We start from the raw sequence: 22996 nt of genomic DNA, 5'->3' as shown, positions 1-22996 counted from the left end.
GCACAAGCGCGGCATTGTCACGAAAATTCAAGCACACAATCCCGTCAAAGCGCCGTCTCATGCCGTTTACTCGAAACCGGCACGGTTTTGTTCGGCACCAGCGACTTTCGTATGGCTCAGAAGTAGCGGCGGCGGGCGCGACTCTCGGTGAGTTCGCGGACCGCTTCGCGGAACTCGCGCAGGCTGGCGCGAATTTCCTCGATCGGCGCTTGTTCGGCGCTTTCCTCGACCTGCGAACGAGGCTCCGCCGGCGGCTGAGCCGGATAGGTCTGCGGCTGCGGTTGCGGATACGGCCCGGCATAAGGCGCCATGGCCTGGGCGTAGGGAGAGCCCGCCGGCGGCTGCCATGGCTGCATCTGGGGATGGCCCACCGGTGCCGGGGGATAGGACGGCAAGGGGGGCGCCGGATAGTTCGCCTGCGGCGGCATCACGGGCGACCGCGACGGGGGGCCCATCGGCCCTGCATAGGCGGCGTTGAAGCCTGGCTGGAAAGGCGGCCGCGGATAGGCCGTCGCGCCCGGCGGCGGCATGAAGGCGGGATTCGGTTTCGGATAGCGCGAAGGCATGGCGGCATCCGCCGGACACGCATCTTCGCCAAAGGCAGCGAACTCGCTGGAGTTGTCGTCGTCCGCCTCGGCGGACGGCTTGCTGGACATGGCGTTGCGCAGCTTCGCCATCAGCGCGCCGATCCGCCCCGGACGTTCTTCGGCAACGGCTTCGGCCTGCGCGATAGGCGCGGGAGGCGCCGAGGCAGGCGGAGGAGGAGGAGGAGGCGGTGCCGGGGGCATGGGCACTGCCGGCATTGGCGGCGCAGGCGGAGGGGGTGCGCGGAACGCCTGGTCTTCAAGAGGCGCCTTGCGGTCACGGCGCGAGCGCGATGTCGCGGTCTCGCGCAAGCTTTCATAGGCGCCACGCATGGCGCCGAGACCAATGCCTGAGGCAAAGCCCAGCAGCAAGCCGGCGAGCGCCGTCACGGCCCGCGACGGGCCTTTCGCCTCGAGCGGCGCAAAGGCCTTGGAGATGACGTTCATGTTGGCGGTGTTGATGTCCTTCTGCTCGCCGGTCTCCTTGGCGCGCAGCAGGAACTGTTCGTAGACGGAGCGCTTGGCGGTGGCTTCACGCTCCAGTTCGCGCATCGACACCAGATCGTTGTTGACGTCGCCGCTACGGACCTTGAGCTGGGCAAGGCGAGAAGAGAGATCCTGTTCGAGCTGGACGGCGCGTTTCAGGTCGACCTGCAGCGACGACGCGATGCGGCGCAATTCGCCGGCGATGCGGTCGCGGGCGCCGGCGATCTGTGCGTCGAGGGCCTGGAGTTCGGGATGGCGCGGCCCAAGCCGGATGGCGGCGCGGTCGGCTTCCTGCTTGAGCGTTGCATATTGCGAGCGCAGGTCGCTCATCGTGTTGGAGTTGATCTCTTCCGGTAGGGTGCCGGAGAGCACGGAATTGACGTCGACCGAGCGCGCCGAAGCCGCCCTTGCATTGAGCTCCAGCGTGCGGGCGCGGGCGACCGAGAGCTGTTCGTTGAGCTTCAGCATTTCGTCGTCGCTGATCAGGTGGCCCTGCGCGTCGACAAGATCGTGCGAGGCCCTGAAATCCTCGACCTTGCGCTCGGCCGCCTCGACGCCCTTGCGCAGTTCATCGAGCCTTGCCGTCAGTTCGTCCGTCGCGCGGCCGGCGGTATCGGACTGGATCTGACCGAAGGTCTGGAGAAAGACGTCCGTCATCGTGTTGGCGATGAGGGCGGATTTCTCGCCATTCTGCGTGGTCGCGCTGACGGTGATGACGAAGGTCTTGCCGCCGCGCTCGACCGAAAGGCTTTCGGCCAGATTGCCGACGGCGAGCGCACGGCGACGGACCTCGTCGACACTGCCCGGGCCATCCTCGCGCGACAGGATCGAATGGATGAGCGACCTGATGCCGAGGCCGCCGGCCCCCTCGCCATTGAACTCCGGATCGTTCACCAGGTTGAGCTTGTCGACGACCTTGTTCAGCACCGTGCCCGAAGTCAGCACCCGGACCTGGTTTTCGACGATGGCGAGCGTGGCGTCGGAGGCGACCACATTCTGGGTGAGATCCCGGTCGGTGAGCTTGAGGTCGCGCGGATCGACGATGAGTTCGGCCGTGGCTTCATATTTCTTCGGCGTCGATAGCGCGATGGCGATGCCGAGCCCGGCACCCAGTATCGTCGTGGTGATGATCAGCAGCTTCGACCTGGCGACGCCGCGCACCACCTGCATCGGATCGATCAGCGGCTTCCATTGCTGATCGTCGCCGCGATCGCCAAAGGATGCATCGGCTTCGCCATCCCGGCGGGATCCGGACCTGTCATGAGAGCGGGCGCTGGCGGAAACCTCCTCGGCAGCCATCCTTGCGCGCGGCATGCGTGGCGGCGGATCGCCGGCGCCATAGTCCTGCTCGCGCCAAGCGTCTTCCCGTGCTGCCGCTTTCGGCTGCTCGTCCGGCCGGAGCCGCCCGGTTCCGACGTCAGCAGACGAGGCTGGATCCGTACGGGCCTGACGCCGTGAACGGGCAAGACGATGGCGCGTGGCGGCATCCTCGCGCCATGCCGGATCGGCCCGGTCCCCGATCGAGACCAGGGATGGGTCGGGATCGTCCTCACCGCGCACGGCCTGGCCGAGCGCCAGCAGCGAACGCTCACGCTTCCAGTCCTCGCGGTTTTCCCTGTCAGCCATTGTCCGGAGCTTTACCCTTGGCGGCGTGCGGAACGGCGCTTGGCCATTCGTTAAGCCACGCTAAACAGGCATGGAAAACAAAACGTTAATTTTTGCCTGCCCGGCATGCCGTTTGTCCCCCCGGCGGCACAATTTTCCCAACGCACCCAAGCCGCAGAACGGCACGTTAAGCTTTCCCACCTATGCATTTCCTTGACGCATGACTGAGGCCAGCGACATACCGCAAAGGCGGCCCCTCGCCCGGATCGGCACTTTCGTGGCCGAACGACGGGGGCTGCTCCGCGACTATTTTTCGGCGATCAGCGGCGCCGGCGGTCGGCTGGTGTTTTCGTTGGCCTATTTCATCGCGCTTGCCAACACGCTGTCCATCTCCGAATTCGGCATGTTCGCGACAGCGTCCGCCGCCGGGGTGATGCTGTCGCGGCTCCTGGCCTTCGGTTTCATTTCGGCGCTCTACCGCACCGCCACCATCCGGCCCAACCTGATCGGCACCTTCACCGCCGGCTTCCTGCTGCTCGGCATCGTCTCGCTGCCGCTGCTGGCGGCAGCCTCGTTCGGCGTCTATCTGATCTTCTTCGCCAACACCGTGCCGCTGCCGGTGTTTTCGGCGATCGTGTTCGCCGAAACGCTGCTGTGGCGGCCGGTCGAAGTGGCGCTGATCGTCAACAACGGGCTGGGCAAGTTCGGCCGCGCCGCCCTGCTGGCGATCCTGACCACGGCGCTGCGGGCGCTTGGCGCGGTGCTTTTCATGATCTCAGCGCAGCACAGCGTCTGGGTATGGTCGTGGTTCTATATCGGTGCCAATGCCGCCTCGCTGCTTCTGGCTTTCGGCTGGTTCTATCCGCGCCAGCGGATGCGGCTGCGCATCGAGCTTTATCTCAGGCGGCTCGCCGATTCCGTCTACGTGGCCGGCGCCGAGGTGCTGTTCTACCTGCAGATGGAGTTCGACAAGCTTCTGGTGCTGGCGATCGGCGGGCCGCATCTGGCCGGTATCTATGCCATCATCATGCGGCTGGTCGACCTGACCGCGATCCCGATCCGCACCTTCTCGATGATGCTGGTGCAGCGCATGATGCGCGCGCCCGAACTGTTGTCACGGCTGGCGGTCAAGAGCGGCATCGAGGGTGGCGTGTTCGCGGTCTCGACACTTGCGCTGCTGACGCTCGGCATCGTGCTGCACTTCTTCCCCAACGCGCTCGGCAGGAACGTCTCCGAAGCGGCCCCGCTGGTGGCGCTGGCGATCTGCGTTCCGGGACTGCGCAATCTGGTCGAATACCAGGCCGAGCTTCTGTTCGCGCGCGGCCAGACGCTGGTGCGGGCGCTCAATCTCGGCCTGCTCGCCGCTCTGAAGGCGCTGCTGCTGACCTATGTGCTGACCACCATCGCCGACACGCCGAAGCTGGTGCTGTCGCTCAACATCGTCTTCCTGCTGCTCTATCTGGCGTCGATGCTGCTGACCTATTCGGCGCTGCGTAGGCCGGCAAAGCCGGTATAGGGCATCCGGTTCCTATTCTCCGGATCATGCCTCAGCCAGCCCGATCAGGCGGCGGATGCGGCCGATGTCGGTGCCGATGAAGGACTGCATGCCGATCGCCACCTGCTCCGGCGCCATGCCGGCAACGAAGCGGCGGAACTCGTCGTCCGACAGCGCCTCGCCCGTCCAGTGGACGCGGCAGAACTCTTGCGAACCGTGAAAGTGGCCGGCGCCGTCGAGCAGATCGTCGACGTAGCGGCCATAGATCATGCATTCGGAGAATTGCCGAGCCGAGCCGATGACCTCGACCCAGTCGCGGCCATGGACCTTCTCGATCCGGTCGCACATGGCCAGCACGGTGTCGCGGCGCCAGGCGATTAGCGTCGAGATATAGTCGTGGGCCGATGTTCGGGACGGGTCGATGCCGAGCGCCGAGCCGGCATTGCGAGACCAGATGCGGTGCTCGTCATGCCCGTCATCGGCAAGCACATCATCGGCAAGCACGCCATCGCGGCGGAACAGCCGCGCCTTGCCATCGCGCCAGAAAGCGGCGCAGTCGAAAGGCCTGAGGAACGCAATGTCGGAATCGCAGAAGACCAGCACGTCTTCCCTGGCGTGCGCCGATATCGCGATGCGGCGCAGCTGCTGCACGTGCCAGCCGCGCAGCGGCTGCGTTTTCAGGCTGAGCCAGACGCGCCGGCGAAACAGGCTGAGCGGATCGTCGAAGGCGCGCAACCAGCGCGGCAGCAGGTCCCGCTCATCGACGACCGTGCGCCGGTTGGTCTGCAACTGGCGGAAAAGCGCAACGTCGCGATGTTCGACCAGGATGTAGTGGTGCGCGGCACCCGAGACATGCCGGTCAAGCGTTTCGCACAACAGGCGGCAACGCTCGAAATCCGGCGCGTAGCTTGCCGTAACCACCGCCGCCGTCGGCGTCTTCGGCAGCAAGCCCGAGCCGGCAAGGGGGTCTGGGACGAACCGCTTGTTCAACGGAGCTCTCCGGGCGCGTCCGCGACAGCCCGGCCGCCCGACCATCTCTGCTTAACGACCCGCCACAGGAACAAGGGATTGCCGACCACGTAGCGGCGCCAGAGCCGGCCCGGTTCGACCGCCAGCCGGAACAGCCATTCCAGCCTCAGGCGGCGCATCCACATTGGTGCTCGCGGCACCGAGCCGCTCAGGAAATCGAGCAGCGCGCCGACCGCGATCGGCAGCGTGCAATGGCGTTCGTCGATGTGGCGTTCGATCCACAATTCCTGGCGCGGCACCCCCATGGCAACCAGCAGCATATCAGGCCGCAGCCTTGCGATCCGGCCGATGATCTCCGGTTCCTGCGCGGCGGAGAAATAGCCGTCGTGAATGACCACGAAGCGGTGCTGCGTGGCAAGGGCCGCCAGCTTGACCGACGCCGCCTCGGCGTTGACACGCGTGGCACCAAGCAGCCCGACGGTCAGCGGCCTCGTCGATGCCTGCAGGAAGGCCGGTATGAAATCGGTGCCGTTGAGATTGTCCGGAAACGGCGCGCCGTAGAGCAGTTTTGCGGCGAGATCGACGCCGATGCCATCCGGCAGGATGAGGAAATCGTCGAGCGCCTCGGCAAAGACAGGGTCGGTATAGGCGATGTTGGCATTGTGGGCGTTGAGAAAACTGACCTTGGTGAAGCGCTGCTCGGAGATCAGCCGGTTCAGCAGGGCGATCGCATCATCCCAGCGGATGGCGAGCACCGAGATTCCGAGGATCGTCTTCAATTTGTCGAGCCCGGACGCGGCGCGGGCGGTGTGCATGTTCATGCAAACGCCTCCTGCCTGACCACTCCGATTTTGTCGAGGCCGAGCCGGATGGCGGCGTCGAGCGCCCTGATTTGCTCGCGATGGAACGCGCTGCCGTCGACGTCGCGGATGTCGGCTGCCGCAGCTTCCAGCGCCCTGGCGAAGCCGGCCGGATCGTCGATGACGACACAATTGGCGGGACGATGATCGATACCGCGCAGCGAGCGGCTGGTGGCGACCGAAGGCAGGCCGAGCTCGAAGGTCTCGATGGTCTTCAGCTGCACGCCGCTGCCGGCGGTGCTGATCAGCGGGATGACGGCGGCGGCGCGCACGAAGGCCTGGGCATCGGGCACGCGGCCGACAAATTCGACACCCGGATGCGCCGAGGTCACGCCCGACGGCATGCTGCCGGCGATCCTTATGCGGAAATCGGGCCGCAGATGCGGCACTACCTTGTCCAGGAACCAGTCGAGGCCGATGCGGTTCGGCTGCCAGGTCCAGGTGCCGATCAACGCCGCGTCACAGTCGATGTGGCGCGGGCCTTTCCGGGCCTTGGCGCCGGTTACCAGCGGCAGCACCGCAGAGCGGTCGTCGGAGCCAACACCAAGGGCCGCACGATCTTCCTCGGCCAGCGTGAAGACGAAGCGCGCTTGGCGGCAGAGACGCTCTTCCACGACCTCGAGCAGCCTTGCCTCGCGACGGAACAACAGGCGCTGGAAGATGCCGGTGGCGGCAGCGGCATTTTCCCGTGCCGAAAGATGCTCGACATTGTGGGCGACGAAGATCGAAGGCCGGCCTTCGAAGAGCTTTTCGAAAGCGCCGACGAACTGCACGGAGTTCAATACATAGCCGTCGAAGGGGCCGGCGCGTTCGATGGCGGCTAGAACATCACTGTCGGACACCGCGCGCAACTTGATCGACGCGAAGGTGAGGCCCGAAAGCATCGCCTTGCCGACCCAGACCAGCTTTTGCGGCGCGGAGGCATTTTCGGTGCGCACGTCGACGGAACCCAGCACGACTGTGTTTTCCGGATCGGCCGCGGCCCTCCCCGGCCAGGTGAAGCCGATGACCGTTACGCGCGCGCCAGCGCGCCGCAAGGCGGCGATGATCGCAGCATTGGCGATCTCGTAGCCGGAGGCGAGAGCGCCATCGGGCACGATCGATGTGGCGAACAGCAGATGCATCTCACCTATCCTGTGGTGTAGCCGGTAGCAAAGCGCGGTGAACCCTTGATTAAGCCAGCACGATCAGCGGCCGAAAGCCCGTGTCTGGCAGACCTCTCCGTGCAAGGTGATTAACGAAACCTTATCATCGTGGTGCTACCAGAACCCAACTCACGAGGCGGCTGGACACGGATGATCCCTTTGCCATCGGACGGTTCTGTATCGATCGCAGGACGGTCTCCCCGGCTTGATGTCGAGGCCGTTGAAGCGGTCGTCACCTTGCCGACCTTCAAACGGCCCGAACAGGTGCTGGAAACGCTGGCATCGCTGCAGGCGCAGCGGACCGGCAGGCGCTTTGCCGTCATCGTCATGGAGAACGAGGCCGAGGCGCGTGAAGGCGCCAAGGCAGTGCTGCCGCTGTTCGAGCGCGGCGAGATACCGGGCATGGTCATCATTGCGCATGAACGCGGCAATTGCAGCGCCTACAATGCGGGATGGCAGACGGCGATCCTGCATTTCCCCAACTTCAGGCATCTGCTGGTCATCGACGATGATGAGATCGCCGAGCCGCAATGGCTGGAGCGGATGTGTCGAGCTGCCGAAACGCTCGGCGCCGATATCGTCGGCGGGCCGCAAGTGCCTGTCTTTGCCGATCCTTCCCATGTGCGATGGGCCGAACATCCGGTCTTTGCGCCTCCCTACCGGGAGACAGGCCGGGTGCCGGCGCTCTATTCGTCGGGCAATCTCCTGGTCGGGCGCGACGTGCTTACCGCCATGGGGCCGCCCTTCCTCGATCTCAAATTCAATTTCATGGGTGGCGGCGATTCCGATTTCCTCAGCCGGTCGGCGCAGAGAGGCTTCGTGCTGGGGTGGTGCGCCGAAGCGGAAGTTCGGGAGATCGTTCCGGCGCGGCGTGTCGAAGCCGACTGGATCCGTGCGCGCAGCCTGCGCAACGGCGTCATCTCGACGCTGGTCGAGAAGAAGAAACGTGCCGGCACGCCGATGGCCGGCGCCAAGGTGTTCGCGAAGAGCCTGGCGCTGCTTGCCGCCTCACCCCTTCGCGGCATGGTTCGGCTGGCGCGGACAGGATCGCCGGCGATCGCCATCTACCCCATCCATGTGGCGCTAGGCCGCGTGATGGCCGAATTCGGATATGCCAATGAGCAATATCGCCAGCCTGAAAAAAACTGAGCGCGCTCCGCTCAGCGACGCGTTCACGCGCGCAGGCGTGGCGACCGCGATCGCGGCGCTTCTGTTCACCGTCATCATGGTGTCGTTTCGCCCGTTCCAGCCCGCCGGCGCCGAACTCACCGGTGACGGTGGCGACATCGTCAACCAGCTCGGTTTCGGAGCGCTCGGCGGAATTTCGATCTTCTCGCTGATGGCTTTCGCTGATCCGCGCATCGTGCGCTCGCTGATCAGCCCGTGCTGGGTGCTGATGCTGGGCTTCTTTTTCCTCTCGGTGGTGCTGGCGACGGACCCGCCTTCGGCCATGCGCGCCGCATCGTTCACCATGATCGGCATCCTGACCATGGCAACGATCCTGGTGCTGCCCCGCGATGCCGAGGCCATCTCCAAGGTCATCATCTTCACCGCCGTCGTGGTCATGGGTCTTTCCTATGTCGGGCTGATCGTCTTCCCGCACGAAGCCATGCACACCGCCGATTCACAGGAGCCCGAGCATGCGGGCCTGTGGCGCGGCGTGTTCACCCACAAGAACATCGCTGGCCCGATCATGGCCTGCTTCAGTTTCGCAGGCCTCTATCTCTACCGGCGCGGGCAACGCTGGTGGGGTGCGGCAATCTTTTGCGCGGCGATGATCTTCATGCTGCACACCGGGTCCAAGACCACCGCCGGCCTGGTGCCGTTCTCGATCCTGATCGTGATGTTCCCGAGCCTGATAGGCATGCGGCTCGGGACGCCGATCCTGTTCGCGCTGGCGATCGTCGCCACGGCGGTCGGCACGCTAGGCATCGTCTTCCTGCCGCCGGTCAAACATCTGGCGGCGATCTATTTTCCCGATCTCACCTACACTGGGCGCACAACGCTGTGGGAGTTCGCCGGCTCGATGCTGGCGAAGAAGCCGTGGACCGGCTACGGCTATGAAAGCTTCTGGGGCACACCGCTGCTGCTCAACCAGGACCAGCCCTTCGACCGTCCCTGGGACATACGAACCATAGTACACGGCCATGACGGCTATCTCGACATCGCCGTGCTGATGGGCATTCCGGCCCTTTGCGTGGCGGTCTACACCTTCCTCATCGCCCCATTGCGCGATTACATGCGCATTCCGCTGCGCAAGGAAAACATGTATCTCGGCGACTTCTTCATGATGGTGGTGTTGTTCACGGCGCTCAACGCTTTCCTCGAAAGCTTCTTCTTCCATCGCGGCGACCCGGTCTGGCTGTTCTTCGTGCTCGGCGTGCTTGGCCTGAGGCAAGTGTCCTTGCGGCCGATCGCGGTGCGCAACGCCTCCCGCCCGGCCTGACAGGGCTTCCCCAGAGAACCGCGAGCGTCTATGTCAGGGCCTTCCTTCGGAGGGCTTTCGATGACGATCAGGCTTGTTCTCGCCGGCTGCGGCAATATGGGTTACGCCATGCTCTCGGGCTGGCTGAAATCCGGCAAGCTTGCCCCGTCGACGGTTTTCGTGGTCGAGCCCAATGCCGACCTGTGCAACCGCGCCGCCGCACTGGGCTGCCGCACCGCGGCGGATGCCGGTGCCGTTCCCGCCGATGCCGTGCCTGATCTCGTCGTCATCGCGGTGAAGCCGCAGGTGATCCGCGACGTCACCGCCGCCTACAAGCGTTTCGGCGATGGCCGCACGACCTTCGTCAGCATAGCCGCCGGGACGCCCTCCGCCACTTTCGAGGAAATCCTGGGCAACCGCGCGCCGATCGTGCGCTGCATGCCCAACACGCCCGCGGCGATCGGCAAGGGCATGATGGTGGTGTTTTCCAACCCCCTGGTTTCCGACGACACCAAGCGTTTCGTCGCCGACCTGTTGTCGGCCAGCGGCGAAGTGGCCACCATCGAAGACGAGGGGCTGATGGATGCGGTGACCGCCGTCTCGGGATCGGGACCGGCCTACATCTTCCACTTCATCGAAGCGCTGACCGTCGCCGCCGAGAAGGCCGGCCTGCCGACGGCGACCGCCAAGCTGCTCGCCATGCAGACCGTCTACGGTGCTGCCTCGCTGGCGGCCGAGAGCGGCGAGGAACCCGGCCTGCTGCGCCAGCAGGTTACCAGCCCCAACGGCACCACGGCGGCAGCACTTGGCGTGCTGATGGGCGAGGACCGGTTGACCAATCTGCTGACGCAGGCGGTTGAAGCAGCGCGGCTGCGGTCGATCGAGCTGGGGAAGTAGGCCTACATCATCCCGTACAGCATCTCATCCTGCAGCCGGCGCAAGGCGAACAGCCTCGTCGTCTGGTCCGGCGCGGCGTTGTCGGCGGTCAGCAATTCGCCTTTCCTGACCGGCTTCAGCACCTTGCCGCCCTCGAGCAGGCCGACCGGAACGGCGCGCTGGGCGCGGGCATCGCCGACGGTCATCGTCCAGGAGCGGTAGCAGGTCTCGCCGATCGCATCGAAGGCTTCGCCCGCCGCGAGATCGCGCTTGGCGACCGCGCACACTTCGGCAACGGGCCGTGGCAGCGGCACCATGTCGGGCTTGCCGAAGAGCACGATGCGGGCGGCGGTCAACGGCACCTCCAGCGAGGTCAGATGATATGGCCGGAACAGGCTGTAATAAGGGCCGTGGCCGATATGAAGATCGTCCATGCGCTCGATGATGCGCGGATGCGTCGCCTCGACGATGACGAAGACACCGGGCGCGACGCCCTTGCCGATCGTGTAGTCGACGACGCCTTTCTTCAACAACAGCCCGCCATCCTCGCGCGGAATCAGCACCTTGACGAGGTCGTCGCGGTCGGCTTTCGGGCCATGCATGCCGGGCACGTCCGGCACCAGCCCGGTGGCGTTGGCGATGGCGCACATCTCGACCATGGTCTTGGAACCGTCGACGAACTCGACCAGCATGCGCGGGTTCATGTTGCGGCGGATCGCTTCCTCGCGATAGTCGTCGGGCACCGCATCATGGTTCAGCGGGTTGTTCTTGCCCTTGCCGGCCGAGACGATGGTCAGGCCCAGCGCGGAGGCGAACTCGATCAGCTCCATGCAGCTCGACGGCTCGTCGCCGGCGCCGACCGAATAGACGACGCCAAGCCGGTCGGCCTGCTGCTTGAGGTAGCAGCCGATGGTGACGTCGGCCTCGACATTCATCATCACCAGGTGCTTGCCGTGCTCCATGGCCCGCAGCCCANCAAGCCGGTCGGCCTGCTGCTTGAGGTAGCAGCCGATGGTGACGTCGGCCTCGACATTCATCATCACCAGATGCTTGCCATGCTCCATCGCTGACAGGCAGAAATCGGCGGCGACGCCGGGCTTGCCGGTGGCATCGATGACGACGTCGATCAGCGGATTGGTCACCAGCATCTCGTTGGAGGTGACGGCGATTTTTCCCGCCTCGATTGCGGCGGTGACTTTCGAGGCGGTGTCGGCTTCGGCCGCCATCGCCTCGTCACCATAGGCGATGCGGATGGCCTCGCGCGCCGTGTGCGGGCGCCGTGTCGAAACGGCGCAAACCGAAATGCCGGGCATCAGCATGCCTTGGGTGACCAGGTCAGTGCCCATCTCGCCCGAGCCGATGACACCGATGCGCACAGGGCGTCCCTCGGCGGCACGGCTGGCGAGATCGCGGGCAAGCCCGGTCAGGGCGACATTGGTCATGCTGGCGCATCCATGGTTCGTGATCCGGAGGCGGCAATAGCAGGGAACCGCCCTCCCTTGCCAACGAAACCGCCTGATGTGGCTTCACACCACCCTGACATAGCTCGTCATGCCCGATTTCTGATGCTCGATGATGTGACAGTGCAGCAGCCAGTCGCCGGGATTGTCGGCGACGAAACCGAGCTGAACCTTCTCGTTCGGCTGGATGAGATAGGTGTCCGAAATCAGCGGCTGAACAGGGCGCGTCGAGGACGACAGCACCTTGAAGCTCATGCCGTGCAGATGCATCGGATGCGATTGCGGCGTCAGGTTCTCCATGTCGATGACATAGCTCTTGCCCAGCTTCAATTCAGCGAGCGGTGCCGTCGGATCCGGCGTATCACCCGGCCACGGCACCTTGTTGATGGCCCAGAAACTGTAGCCGAGCGAACCGCAGATGACGTCGCTCGGGACGTTTTCGGCGGTGGCGCTGAGCGCCAGGGAAATATGCTGGGCAGCGGCGAGATCCACTTCTTTCACCGGATTGGCCTCGAGCGGAGCAATGTCACGAACGTCCCGTTTGAGCGAGCCGCCGGTGGCGCGCAGGTTGGCGAGGATCTTGGGCTTGGTGCCCCTGACGTCTCGCAGGCTGACGATCGCGCCCTCCTCGTCGGGCATGCGGATGGCGAGTTCCATGCGCTGTCCCGGTCCAAGCAGCAAGGCATCGGGCGAAAAACGCTCAGGCACTGGATTGCCGTCGAGCGCGATGACGGTCGCCTCGGCCCCGTCGACGCGGAAGGCGTAGATGCGGGTGACGTCGGTGATGGCGACGCGCAGCCGCACCAGCCCGCCGGCCGGTGCATCATATTGCGGCTGGTCGAGCCAGTTCGCGGTCCGCACCGTGCCGTAGGTGCCGGTTCTCGCGGCATCGCGCGGCCGAAACTGGTCGATGAACTGGGCGTCGTCGCCAAGGCGCCAGTCGCGCAGATTGAGGACGAACTCGGCGTCGAATTTCGGATCGCCGGGGCTTTCGACCACGATCACGCCGGTCAGGCCGTGACCCATCTGCTCCAGCGTGTTGCAATGCGGGTGGTACCAGAAGGTGCCGGCGTCGGGCGGCGTGAAGGCGTAGTCGAAATGATCGCCGGTGTAGACATAGGGTTGGACCAGGAACGGAACGCCATCCATCTTGTTCGGCACGCGAATGCCGTGCCAGTGGATGGTCGTCGGATCGTCGATGGCGTTGACAAGGCGCGCGGCGAAAGGCTCGCCCTTTTTCATCCGGAGCACCGGCGGCGTTCCGGCATTGCCATAGGTCAGTACATCCCTGGTCAGGCCGCCGTCCATCAGCTTCGTCTGGATTTTGGCCGTCTGCAGCACCACCGGTTCGGGCGCGGCGGCTGCCCAGCCGCCGAGCCGGCCGATGGCCGGGATCCCAACTCCGCCAATGCCTGCGATCGCGGCCGTTTTCAAAAGCCCGCGGCGTGTGAATAGGGTCATTCAGCGCTCCAACTGCCAGGACGATTATCTGGCATTTATCGCGGCCTTGGATCACAGACGAGCCATCGGCGCAAATGCCGAGAACGGCATATCGCGTCTACATGGCGCCTGGATGGCATTTATCATGCATGTGCTATGCGCGCGCCTGGCGAGAAGCCAAGCATGTGCAGCGCTCTCACTTTATCACGCCCATGGTCGGCGAGGCTGCAGGCTGTTCGGTGGCCTACTTTTCGTCGACGCTTGCCAGGAAGCGGGCGAAGATCGGGGCAAAACGATCCGGCGAATCCCAGAACGGCGCATGGCCTGATTTGTCGAGCAGATGGGCCTTGCCTTCCCATAGGTTGGAAAACTTCACTGCGGCGACGAAATCGGTGTTGACGAAAGGCTCGTCCATGCCGTTGAGGACGGCGATCGGCGGCGTCTTGCCGGCGACTATCTCGCGCTGGTTGCGGCCGGTGCCTGCCGCGAATTTCTCGAACATCAGCCGCCGCGCCCGCCCGTCGGTGCGGGCGACCGTGTCGATGAGGAACGGCTCGAACGGCTCGCCGCAGGTGCTGCGCGCATAGGCCTCGACGTCGGCGGCAGTGAAGGCTTCCTGTCCGGCGAGGTGCATATGCGGGCTCGACTTGAAGCCGTTGCCGACCTCCTCGGGCGAAACCGGCGGAGTGCCTGATATCATCAGGCCGAGCAGGCCCGGAAATCGGTCGATCATTTCCAACCCGATATGGCCGCCGAGCGACCAGCCGAAGACGATCGCCTTGTCGACGCCGAGCAGTCCGAGCACTTCGGTCATCGCATCGGCATAGCCTTCCATGCTGTAGGAGCGCTCCGGATCGATCGCGTCGCCTGATGCGCCGTGCCCCGGCAGGTCGGGTGCGATCAAATGGTAGCGCTCGCCCAACGGGCCGGCAACGTCACCAGCGCGGTCGAGCGCCTGCTCGGCGATCCCGGCGTGCAATTCATGCTGACCGGCTACGGTTGATCGCCGCATTGGCTTCGAATTTGGGATTGACCGAGGGAATGCGGACCATGTCGCGGGTCAATCCGATCAGCCAATCACGGTCGGTCTCGATCTCAGCCTGCACGGCATCGATGATTGTTTGGTTGTCAGGCATTTTCTCGGTCCCTTGGTTACGCGACGATAGCGGGCAGTGCGAAGCGCATCGGCATCACTTTTTCCCGGCCCTGGATTTGTGGGCCGGCTTCGACGGCCCCGCGTCATCAGACGAGGCCGGTTCGGCGGCGTCGAGCGTGACCGCGTTGGCACTGCGGATCTTCTCGATGTCCTCGATCCGCTTGCGAACCCCCGCGCCATGACCTTCGAGCGCATGGGCGAAAACGGTTTCCATCTGCGCGACGGCGGTCGCCAGCGTGTCGAACGGCGAATTGGCGTCGATCGCCGCGACCATGGTCAGGTCGGCGATATCGGCGATCGGCGACAGCCAGACATCGGTGAACAGCAGGACGGAGACGCCGCGCTCGTGGGCCTGTTGCGCAAAGCTCACCACGTCCGACTGGTAGCGGCGGTAGTCGAAGACAACGAGAAGGTCGCGCTTGCCAAGGTCGATCAACAGGTCGAAATCAGCAGGGCTGAGCGAACCGATGTCGCGCACGCCGGAGCGGAATTGCAGGAGGTAGCCGGCAAGCATGGAGGCGATATGCCGGCTGAAACGGCCGCCCAGCAGCACCACCTGCCCCTTGGTTTCGAGCAGCAGGTTGACAGCGCGCGTATAGGCCTGCAGGGGCACCGCCGTGCGCGTGCGCTCCAGACTGTCGGAAACCGAATGGAAATAGGCGAGTGCCGTGCCTTCGCTGGAGCCGCCCGGGCGCTTGGCCTCCATCATCAGAAGCGGCGAATGCAGCCTGGATTCGACCTCGGTGAGCAGGCGCGCCTGGAAATCGGCAAACCCGACATAGCCGAGCTTGGTCATCAGCCGCGTCACGCTCGGGTCGCTGACCCCGGCGCGGCGTGCCAGCCGGGTCGCCGTGCCCAGCCCGGACATGGGATAATCGGCTAGCAGGACCTGAACGATCTTTTCTTCCGCCGACGTGAACGCCAAGGTGGTGTTGGCCAGTTCTTCGCGGATCGACATGTCATCGCCTCTCGCCGACGGAAAGACGATTATCTTACAATTTCATGCATGATTGTCAAATTTGGAAAATATCTTACAGAGCTCAACGGGCGTCGCTGTGGAGGCCGCTGATTTCGCCCGACGGGTCTGGGCCGTCGCGGCCGTCGCCAGCCTATTTGAAGCTGGCGATGGGCAGGAACTTCACCGCGGAGCCGGTGAAGCGGCGGTGATCCGACGTCTGTCTTCGCGGCCGGAATCCGTCGAGATAGATCTGCTCCGGTGCCCTGCGAATGAAGTTGGCGGCAATGACGGGCGCCGGTGTCGACACTGTCCCCCTGGCGATGCCGCGACCTGTCGCAAGCGACCGGCCGGACAATGCGGCCGGCACGAAGTCGGCGGTGGCTTCGGGGTCGAGACGTGGCTGGACACGGTCGGCCTTCAGGCTGGTTCTGACGCGCTCTTCGGGTTCTGATGGAGGGACCGCGATCCGCTGCCCGGCCAGATTGTCGGGGCCGTCATCAGGATGATGCATGGCCAGCAGGGCACCGACAGCATCGCCGGATTTGGCTGCTTCCGGCTGATGCGCCGGGCTCGTCCGGCTTTCTGGTCGCCATGTCGGCAACGGGATGTTGAGCGCGACCATGTCCGGCGCGACGCTCGCCGGAGCGGGATCCGTCTTGCCCAAGGAAATTTCGGCATTGGCTGATGCCGGCTTGTCGTCCGGCAATTTGGCGCGCGGCGCGAAGGCCGGCAGCGGCACTGAGCCCGGCGCCATGGCCATGACAGTCGCTTCAGGCCCGGCGAGCGGTTCCTCTGCCGGATCAGCGGTGGCCGTCTGGATGTCCGCGCGCTTGGCTTCTTGCGGCGGCATAATAGGGATGCCGGGTTCAACGGATTTGGCCGGCTTGCGCGGCGCCGGTGCCGCTTCCGCGACATCTTCCGCCTCGTCCTCGCCGCGACCCAAAAGCGTCGCCAACAAGCCACGCGACTTGCGTTGGCCGCCATCGACGCTTGCCAGTTCGATGTTGGGCGTGCCGGCGGCCTTGCGCGATTTGTAGGCGGCGAACGCCTGCTCGTAGCCGGGCAACGGTTTGCCGTCGCTCGGCACATGCAATGTGTTGCCGTTTGGGAAGACCCTGGCGAGTTCCTGGCGGCTGATGCCCGGCCAGTGCCGCACATTGCCGACATCCATGTGTATAAAAGGCGACCCGGACGTCGGGTAATAGCCGACACCGCCGCCCTGCATCTTGAGCCCGATGTCGCGCAGCTTCTTCAGCGGCACGTCCGGCAGGAAGAAGTCCATCGCGCGGCCAACCATATGCTGGCTCTCGCGAGCCACGCCCTTCGAGCGGCCGCGCAGCATGCCGTTGGTCGCTGGCGAACGATAGGCGCTGACGATGTGGATGTAGGCTGTCGAGCCGCTGGCCCGGTAGGCCTGCCAGACAAGGTCGAGCAGGCGCGGATCCATCCTGGTCGGCTCGTTGCGGCGCCAGTCGCGCAGCATCACATTGATCTTCTTCAATCCCGCCTGATCGTAGCGCCCGTTGCGCTTGAAGACGATCTCGGCCTTTTCGCCGGTATGAAGATGCTGGATCTTCAGGGTGCGCGTCTCGGCGAACGCGCTGGTGACGCACATGCAGAGGAACGCTGCCACGACGGCCGGCAACCGTGTCCAGCAACGGGAAGCGCCGGGCGTGTTTTGTTCGCTTTCGATCACGGTCATGCCTTGCACATCGTTTTTGTTTCGGGCGATTTGACGTCCCCGCCGGGATGAGGAACTTTCTCTTCGAGCCCTCGACCTGGCGAGCAGGCTCGATCACGCAGACGGGCACCCGTCATGTCGATGAACAGCATCTTGGTTAACGAATCGTGTCGGCGCCGGGAATGGGACGCTCCCACAGCGACGGTTCTCCGGAATTTCAGCCAATCACTTCAGCGGAACAGATATTTCGACACTTCGGGGTTGCCGCGCCGCCACATCACATTGTCGAGGAAGTAGTGGTGCACGTTGATGAATATCCACGCGATGAAGAGGAAAAGCGACGAGCCGAACACCGCCTTGTCGTAGGGAACAAGGTCCGCCAGTGCCATCGGCACCAGCCAGAAACCGAGCGCGCCGAGAATTGCGCCGACGACGATGAAGGCCAGCACCCGCAGCCTGTACACCGGCCCAAGGATGGACAGGATTTGCCATCGCGGCCTCTCGACGGCATCCGCGCGGTCGCGTTCGACATTGGTCTGGTAGCGCCAGACCACCGCCAGGTACTGCAGGGAATGGAGCGCCGGCACCACCAGCAGCCAGAGCGGGTTCATCGTCACGAACAGGATCCAGGCATAAAGGGACACGACGTAAGCGACGACACCATTATAGGGCAGCACCCCGCCATGCCTGCGCCAGCGGTTGATGAACATCACGGCGGTGGCCGCCGAGGAGGCGGCGGCGATCGACATGGCGATGGNATGCCTGCGCCAGCGGTTGATGAACATCACGGCGGTGGCCGCCGAGGAGGCGGCGGCGATCGACATGGCGATGGTGATAAGCCACGGCGGGACGGCGAAGGTGTAGTATTCCAGACCCCAGAACTGCCTCTCGGTGATCACCACGTTCGTCTGAAGCCAGGCGAACAGCCACACGGCGTAGCCGTTGAACAGCAACACCTTCTTGTCCTGGTCGCTGAAGAACCTGCGCTTCAGCACGGCATCCACCATCAGCATGCCGTAGCCTTGCTTGACGTAGTGCCAGCCGACGAAAAAGCCCATCGCGTTGGTCGCATTGCCGAGCAGCCGGGCGTTCCCGGTCAGCGAGCCATAGGCAAAGAAGGCGGCCATGGCCAACGGGACGACGATCCCCGCGAGGATATAGCGGATCTGCAGACTGCGGCCGTAGCCCTCGCCGCGCACCTTACGCGCGAAGTTGCGATAGAAGATCTGGTAGGAATGACCGAAGTGCGGCTGGTTTATAAGATGGGAGAGCAAGAACATCGTCAGCGTCAGGGCCGCTTCGTATCTGAGCGGCACAAAATACAGAACCGGCAGGATAACAAGCGCGCTGCCGCCAAGCATGAAAAAGTCGATGAACGGGCCAAAGAGATATTTTTGCGGCGTGGCCGCGACCGACGCCGGGGCATCCGCCGAAAGGTGAAGTGCCATGGTGCCTTCTCCTTGTGATCGTTTATTCTAGCCATCGACCCTGGCGTCGGGCAAGCCGCCGGTGCGCGAAAACGACCTGATCGGACGCACGCCTAGGTTCCAAAGCAGGCCAATTCAGGAAACAGGGGGGAATCTGGTGCTGCGAGAGAGGATTGAACTCTTCGTGATGTAAACAAAATCAATGGCTTACGCGGTATTTTGTAACATTGTGACGGACGTAGAAATGGTCGATGATGCGGACGTCAGCCGCCAGCGGCAAATCCATGTCGGTTTGATATCTCGGAATGTCGAGTGCCAGTTATCGCATCATCTCGGCAATATTCGTCCCAGGCGATATGCGACTCGTAGTCAAATGCACATTTGAAGCAATAGCCTTCCAGATCCGCACCCAACATAAGTTTGAACGCCGTGCAGTAGGAGCGAGTCCCACTTTGAGTTGGAAGGGCAGCAGCCACCACTACCGATCGGTCAGCACCAGCAGGCAGCTCGAGTAAACGGAATACTGCGTCACTGGAAGCGAGCTCAACACTCGTTTGGGAATTTGAATGTCCCAAACAACCTGGTCGCCCAGCCTTCCGGTCCTCAGCGTGTTCCTCCAATCACTAGGGGGGTTGTTTGCTCAAGACGTTGTGGGATGTAATATGCGCTTGTCGTCAGCAGCGCCGTTCCTGCCGCATTAGAGTCAGCTTGCGCGGAGGCACATAGTGACTGAGCTTACAAGCGATCTCCGCGTTCCGGCTGCGCAGTATATTCGCATGTCAACCGAGCACCAACGGTATTCCTTAGAGAACCAGATCGCCGCCATCGGGGAGTATGCCCAAAAACGAGGGTTCGCAATCGTTGATACCTACGCAGATGCCGGCAAAAGTGGCTTAACCTTGAAGGGAAGAGATGGTCTGAAGCAGTTGTTGGCCGACGTTGTGACTGGCCAACACTCCTATTCTGCCGTTCTCGTTTTAGACGTCAGCCGATGGGGCCGCTTTCAGGACACGGATCAATCCGCCCATTACGAGTTCCTGTGTCGTAACTCGGGTGTCGCGGTGGTGTATTGCGCCGAGCCCTTTGAAAATGACGGCAGCATGGTCTCGACCATCCTAAAGAACATGAAACGCGCGATGGCTAGCGAGTTCAGCCGCGAACTATCTTTCAAGGTCTCAAGGGCACATCGACAGCAGGCCCTGCTTGGTTTCAGTCAAGGAGGCGTCCTGCAATATGGCGTAAGACGACTCTTGGTGAACAAAGACCGAGAGCCGCTGTTTCTACTTAAGTCCGGAGAACGAAAGGGATTAAGTTCTGACCGTGTGTTGCTTGTCCCTGGACCACCGGATGAAATCAGTGTTGTGCAGCGAATATTCGACATGTTTGCAAATCAAAAGCGAAGTATGAGTCGTATTTCAACCAGTCTGAATCAAGACGGGCTTCCCTCTACAAACGGTCGGGTCTGGAATCACCGACGGGTCAAAGCCGTGCTCAGCAACGAATTGATGATAGGTTATTACGTATATAATCGCAGATCCTATTTGCTGAAGGGCAGACCTAAACGTAACCCTCCTGAACAATGGACAAGAGCACGGGTGATGGACCCGATCGTAGACGTAAGGCTGTTCGAGAAGGCTCAACGGGAGCTCCGTTTTAAGCGGGGCTACGGTTATGAAAGACCCCGGATGGTCAAATGCCTCCGGCGCCTGTTCAAGGAAAAGAAAAAGCTTACCGTTTCGATTATCAACGCTTGCCCATATACGCCTGCTGCGGCAGCGTATGTTGCGCACTTTGGGAGCCTGGCCGTCGCCTATGCAGCTGTCGGTTATGAGCAGTGCTCCGCAGGTCCTAAGGCAGATCGACACTACTCCGACGAAGAGCTTTTGGAGTGCCTTCGACGACTGAAAAGGGCATACGGATATGTTACGGTCGCGCATATAAATGCTGACCCTGAGCTACCTAGGTATCAGGCTTTCCTTGACCGATTTGGCACGATGAGGACAGCCTATTCGCTGGCAGGCTTGCCCGCGACCAACTCGGAGTTGATCTCGGCAGGGCTTCTACGGGCGACCCTTCGACGCGAGAAAGAACAACAGGGCAGCTCGGGGCATCGACGCCGTTCAACTAGGACCGGGAGTCGGGGTTAACGTCCATTTGTCCTCCGGATCGATTCGTCGCTGAGCCTATCAAGACAGCGGACCAGGCGTTTGATAGAGAGCTCTCCCGTGCGACCGGTAACAATGGCGGAGACTTCGGGGTGTTTCATACCAAGCATTTCAGCCGAGTTCGCGTCAGACAGACGGAGGTGTTTTATAATGGCCCGGATCTCGCGGGCCAGCTCGGCTTTGCGCAGTTCGCCGACGGGATCATCAAAACCCAAGTCTGCAAACACGTTCCCACTGCTAATGTCGGCGGTGACTTCTTCTTTCATGACATTAGGACTTTCCCATAGTTTCGCGGTGGTGCTCCTCGTGACGGGACCCTATCGTCCCAGCGGCTGTCTTGAAAGGACGACGAGTTCGGCCTCATCTTTGATGCCGGCCTTGTAGTTGGGGAAAGCCAGTATGACGCCGCAGATCATGCTGTTCGATGAACCGACGTCCGCACTCGATCCCGAAATGGTCAACGAGGTCCTGGAGACGATGGTCGGTCTTGCAGAAGATGGGATGACGATGGTTTGTGTCACGCACGAGATGGCTTTGCCCGCAAAGGTAGCCGATCGCGTTGTATCCATGGACGGGCGGCGAATTCCTGGAGACGGCTTCCTCGGATGATTTCTTTTCGTGCCCCCATCACGGACGTGTGAGGAATCTCATCAGCCAGCTCTCGCATTAGCCGCCGACGAGGGTTTCTTTAAGCTTGCGCCCGACGCATCACGGTCTGTCAGCCTAGTGCTGCAAGAAAGGATTGAACTCTGGGTTATATTAATAAAATCAAGAAATTATCAGACGTTTTGTAACATTGTGACGGCCGTCGAAATGACCGCGCAGGGCCATGAAGTCAAGTGACGGCCGGGTGGCGCTAGCCGAACAAAGCGCGCGAATCAGCAGGCGCTTCGGAACGCCCCTTCAAGCTGTAATCCCAGAGGACATTGGCGGCCCGTATACGATAATCGCGCAGTATGCCGTCACGCCCCTTAGCCATAATCACGCGATGCTCTTCGAGATTGCGCCAGTTTGTCAGCGCAGCTTCGTCGCGCCAGAGCGAAAAAGAGAGGAACTTTCCGGGTTCGTTGCAGCTCTCGAACCGCTCCGCCGAGATGAAACCGTCGATAGATTCCAGCAGCGGGCGTAACTCTGTTGCCAAGGTGTCGTAGTCATTTTGCCGATCCGGGTGGGGCCACAATTCCGAAATAACAGCGATCACAGGAAATCTCCGCCAGTGAGTCACACGAAATGCGTTGTGGAAGCGTATTGTTTTATCGGCCAGTCGTGGATGATTGTGTCAGGCGAGCCCACGCTCCCACCTCGTAGCGACCGACCACGACGCTTCCGTTGGTGGTGGCCTCGTCGCGTATCCGCTCCTGCAGGCTTTCGGGTTGGAGGTCCAAGGCGTTGATAACACCGGTCTGTTCCATAACCGGTGCCATGGTCACGGCGAGATCGGAAATGAGGTCGATGCCGCTCAGTCTGTCGGAGCCGCCACCAGCTAGGGCGCTGACCGCCATGGTCGGTGCAGGCAGACCGGCCTTGATGAAGGCCGCATGAAGACCGAGGCCCATGTAGGGATTGGTGCCCACCTTGTGGAACGTGTCCACGATGCATCGGAAACAGTGGTCGTATGTCGGCGCGGGTGGAAAAGAGCTCGCCCCTGTCCAGTCCACCTCGTGGAAGACGACGACGCCGCCAGGTTTCAAATGTTTGGAAATCCCCTTCAACATCGCAACCGGATCTGCGGAAAACATCAGCACATACCGGCCGACGATTGCATCGAATGGCATATCAAACGTCAAATTCGCCGGATCCCCTTCGACAAAGCCGACATTGCCCAGCGACTGCTCTTTCGCTCGTGCGGTCGCAGCGGCAACCGCCATTGGCGATCGGTCGGTTCCGACGACCTCCCCAGCCGGTCCAACCAAACCCGCGGCAAGAAACGCGACGTCGCCGGCGCCGCTGCCTACATCCAGCACCCGCATGCCCAGACCTATTCCGGCGCGTTGCAAATAACTTCGTGTGAACGGTTCGACCAGCGCAGCTTGCGTCGCCAGCCGTCTCAACTCACGATCGGTGTGGCCGAGCTCATATTCGTAACGGCGCTTTGTGTCGGTAGGCTGAGATCCCATAGCGCACCCCTCGGTCGGCTCTAGGATCATAGATCATTTCGTAAAACACTCCATCAATCGCTAGTTGTCCCAGGCGCCCCTTTGAACAATCGGAGGCTCGCACTAATGCTTAGCCACGGGATTCTTTGATTAACTGCATCGTGGAGA

The 22996-nt window shown here is 62.7% G+C and carries 19 protein-coding genes and 1 pseudogene; 6 read left to right on the top strand and 14 right to left on the bottom strand.

Annotation, left to right across the window (positions count from 1 at the left end; translation table 11 throughout):
* Positions 1-116: 116 nt before the first annotated feature.
* On the bottom strand, positions 117-2696 hold the full coding sequence (locus tag X741_RS160890) for a GumC family protein (protein ID WP_023776555.1): 2580 nt from the start codon (positions 2694-2696) through the stop codon (positions 117-119).
* 199 nt (positions 2697-2895) lie between these two features.
* On the opposite strand from X741_RS160890, the gene X741_RS160895 reads away from it, so the two are divergent.
* Positions 2896-4191, top strand: coding sequence for a lipopolysaccharide biosynthesis protein (locus tag X741_RS160895; protein ID WP_023776554.1), 1296 nt, complete (start codon positions 2896-2898; stop codon positions 4189-4191).
* A 24-nt stretch (positions 4192-4215) separates the two neighbouring features.
* Here the strand turns inward: X741_RS160895 and X741_RS160900 are convergent, their stop codons facing one another.
* The 3 genes from X741_RS160900 to X741_RS160910 are packed head-to-tail and all read right to left on the bottom strand — an operon-like array spanning position 4216 to position 7123.
* On the bottom strand, positions 4216-5160 hold the full coding sequence (locus X741_RS160900; RefSeq protein WP_023776553.1) for a DUF6492 family protein: 945 nt from the start codon (positions 5158-5160) through the stop codon (positions 4216-4218).
* Entirely contained in the window at positions 5157-5960 is an 804-nt protein-coding gene (locus tag X741_RS160905; RefSeq protein WP_023776552.1) for a WecB/TagA/CpsF family glycosyltransferase, read from the bottom strand. The genes X741_RS160900 and X741_RS160905 overlap by 4 nt, the downstream gene beginning before the upstream one ends.
* Positions 5957-7123, bottom strand: coding sequence for a glycosyltransferase family 4 protein (locus X741_RS160910; protein WP_023776551.1), 1167 nt, complete (start codon positions 7121-7123; stop codon positions 5957-5959). Before X741_RS160910 ends, X741_RS160905 begins: the two co-directional genes overlap by 4 nt.
* 171 nt (positions 7124-7294) lie before the next feature.
* Between X741_RS160910 and X741_RS160915 the strand changes: the two genes are divergently transcribed.
* Genes X741_RS160915 through proC form a run of 3 tightly spaced genes read left to right on the top strand, consistent with a single transcriptional unit; the run spans position 7295 to position 10466 of the window.
* Positions 7295-8293, top strand: a complete 999-nt coding sequence (locus tag X741_RS160915; protein WP_023776550.1) for a glycosyltransferase — start codon at positions 7295-7297, stop codon at positions 8291-8293.
* Positions 8262-9590: an O-antigen ligase gene (locus X741_RS160920; RefSeq protein WP_023776549.1), complete on the top strand. Its 1329-nt coding sequence runs from the start codon at positions 8262-8264 to the stop codon at positions 9588-9590. The genes X741_RS160915 and X741_RS160920 overlap by 32 nt, the downstream gene beginning before the upstream one ends.
* 60 nt (positions 9591-9650) lie before the next feature.
* Positions 9651-10466, top strand: coding sequence for a pyrroline-5-carboxylate reductase (gene proC / locus X741_RS160925; protein WP_023776548.1), 816 nt, complete (start codon positions 9651-9653; stop codon positions 10464-10466).
* Positions 10467-10468: 2 nt separating this feature from the next.
* Here proC and X741_RS0134090 read toward each other — a convergent pair whose 3' ends face one another.
* The 7 genes from X741_RS0134090 to X741_RS160950 all read right to left on the bottom strand — a co-directional run bounded on the left by X741_RS0134090 (position 10469) and on the right by X741_RS160950 (position 18588).
* Positions 10469-11887 carry an NAD(P)H-dependent oxidoreductase gene (locus X741_RS0134090; protein ID WP_023776547.1) on the bottom strand — a complete coding sequence of 473 codons (1419 nt, stop codon included), beginning with the start codon at positions 11885-11887 and terminating at the stop codon, positions 10469-10471.
* Positions 11888-11971: 84 nt separating this feature from the next.
* A complete protein-coding gene (locus tag X741_RS160930) occupies positions 11972-13366 on the bottom strand; it encodes a multicopper oxidase family protein (protein ID WP_023776546.1) in 1395 nt (464 codons plus the stop codon).
* Positions 13367-13589: 223 nt separating this feature from the next.
* A complete protein-coding gene (locus X741_RS160935) occupies positions 13590-14357 on the bottom strand; it encodes an alpha/beta hydrolase (RefSeq protein ID WP_051410402.1) in 768 nt (255 codons plus the stop codon).
* Positions 14326-14481 (bottom strand): hypothetical protein, encoded by a 156-nt coding sequence (locus tag X741_RS1000000169545; protein ID WP_023766731.1) that lies wholly within the window; start codon positions 14479-14481, stop codon positions 14326-14328. Before X741_RS1000000169545 ends, X741_RS160935 begins: the two co-directional genes overlap by 32 nt.
* 54 nt (positions 14482-14535) lie before the next feature.
* Entirely contained in the window at positions 14536-15459 is a 924-nt protein-coding gene (locus tag X741_RS160940) for a MurR/RpiR family transcriptional regulator (protein WP_023776544.1), read from the bottom strand.
* A gap of 151 nt (positions 15460-15610) precedes the next feature.
* Complete coding sequence (locus X741_RS160945) at positions 15611-17161, bottom strand: DUF882 domain-containing protein (protein ID WP_031249805.1); 1551 nt, start codon at positions 17159-17161, stop codon at positions 15611-15613.
* A 209-nt stretch (positions 17162-17370) separates the two neighbouring features.
* Positions 17371-18588 (bottom strand): hypothetical protein, encoded by a 1218-nt coding sequence (locus tag X741_RS160950; protein ID WP_023776542.1) that lies wholly within the window; start codon positions 18586-18588, stop codon positions 17371-17373.
* 704 nt (positions 18589-19292) lie between these two features.
* Here X741_RS160950 and X741_RS0134085 point away from each other — a divergent pair.
* Positions 19293-20714, top strand: coding sequence for a recombinase family protein (locus X741_RS0134085; RefSeq protein WP_051410401.1), 1422 nt, complete (start codon positions 19293-19295; stop codon positions 20712-20714).
* Here the strand turns inward: X741_RS0134085 and X741_RS160955 are convergent.
* A complete protein-coding gene (locus X741_RS160955; protein WP_023776540.1) occupies positions 20711-20998 on the bottom strand; it encodes an XRE family transcriptional regulator in 288 nt (95 codons plus the stop codon). The genes X741_RS0134085 and X741_RS160955 overlap by 4 nt on opposite strands.
* Positions 20999-21131: 133 nt before the next feature.
* On the opposite strand from X741_RS160955, the pseudogene glnQ reads away from it, so the two are divergent.
* Positions 21132-21402 (top strand): annotated as a pseudogene (glnQ, locus tag X741_RS1000000171405) (glutamine ABC transporter ATP-binding protein GlnQ); the annotation flags it as partial.
* Positions 21403-21588: 186 nt separating this feature from the next.
* On the opposite strand, the gene X741_RS160960 reads toward glnQ, so the two are convergent.
* Positions 21589-21933: an antibiotic biosynthesis monooxygenase gene (locus X741_RS160960; protein ID WP_023776537.1), complete on the bottom strand. Its 345-nt coding sequence runs from the start codon at positions 21931-21933 to the stop codon at positions 21589-21591.
* A gap of 52 nt (positions 21934-21985) precedes the next feature.
* Positions 21986-22849: a methyltransferase domain-containing protein gene (locus X741_RS160965; RefSeq protein WP_031249802.1), complete on the bottom strand. Its 864-nt coding sequence runs from the start codon at positions 22847-22849 to the stop codon at positions 21986-21988.
* Positions 22850-22996: the final 147 nt, after the last annotated feature.

This window comes from Mesorhizobium sp. LNHC221B00 (assembly GCF_000502935.1).
Taxonomy (GTDB): Bacteria; Pseudomonadota; Alphaproteobacteria; order Rhizobiales; family Rhizobiaceae; genus Mesorhizobium; species Mesorhizobium opportunistum.
This window is presented reverse-complemented; position numbering and strand designations above follow the sequence as displayed.

Excerpts from the sequence above, each read along its gene's own strand:
- X741_RS160890 (WP_023776555.1), bottom strand. The coding sequence starts at position 2,696 with ATGGCTGACAGGGAAAACCGCGAGGACTGGAAGCGTGAGCGTTCGCTG.
- X741_RS160895 (WP_023776554.1), top strand. The coding sequence starts at position 2,896 with ATGACTGAGGCCAGCGACATACCGCAAAGGCGGCCCCTCGCCCGGATC.
- X741_RS160905 (WP_023776552.1), bottom strand. The coding sequence starts at position 5,960 with ATGAACATGCACACCGCCCGCGCCGCGTCCGGGCTCGACAAATTGAAG.
- X741_RS160910 (WP_023776551.1), bottom strand. The coding sequence starts at position 7,123 with ATGCATCTGCTGTTCGCCACATCGATCGTGCCCGATGGCGCTCTCGCC.
- X741_RS160915 (WP_023776550.1), top strand. The coding sequence starts at position 7,295 with ATGATCCCTTTGCCATCGGACGGTTCTGTATCGATCGCAGGACGGTCT.
- X741_RS160920 (WP_023776549.1), top strand. The coding sequence starts at position 8,262 with ATGAGCAATATCGCCAGCCTGAAAAAAACTGAGCGCGCTCCGCTCAGC.
- proC (WP_023776548.1), top strand. The coding sequence starts at position 9,651 with ATGACGATCAGGCTTGTTCTCGCCGGCTGCGGCAATATGGGTTACGCC.
- X741_RS160930 (WP_023776546.1), bottom strand. The coding sequence starts at position 13,366 with ATGACCCTATTCACACGCCGCGGGCTTTTGAAAACGGCCGCGATCGCA.
- X741_RS160935 (WP_051410402.1), bottom strand. The coding sequence starts at position 14,357 with ATGCGGCGATCAACCGTAGCCGGTCAGCATGAATTGCACGCCGGGATC.
- X741_RS1000000169545 (WP_023766731.1), bottom strand. The coding sequence starts at position 14,481 with ATGCCTGACAACCAAACAATCATCGATGCCGTGCAGGCTGAGATCGAG.
- X741_RS160940 (WP_023776544.1), bottom strand. The coding sequence starts at position 15,459 with ATGTCGATCCGCGAAGAACTGGCCAACACCACCTTGGCGTTCACGTCG.
- X741_RS160945 (WP_031249805.1), bottom strand. The coding sequence starts at position 17,161 with ATGACCGTGATCGAAAGCGAACAAAACACGCCCGGCGCTTCCCGTTGC.
- X741_RS160955 (WP_023776540.1), bottom strand. The coding sequence starts at position 20,998 with ATGAAAGAAGAAGTCACCGCCGACATTAGCAGTGGGAACGTGTTTGCA.
- X741_RS160965 (WP_031249802.1), bottom strand. The coding sequence starts at position 22,849 with ATGGGATCTCAGCCTACCGACACAAAGCGCCGTTACGAATATGAGCTC.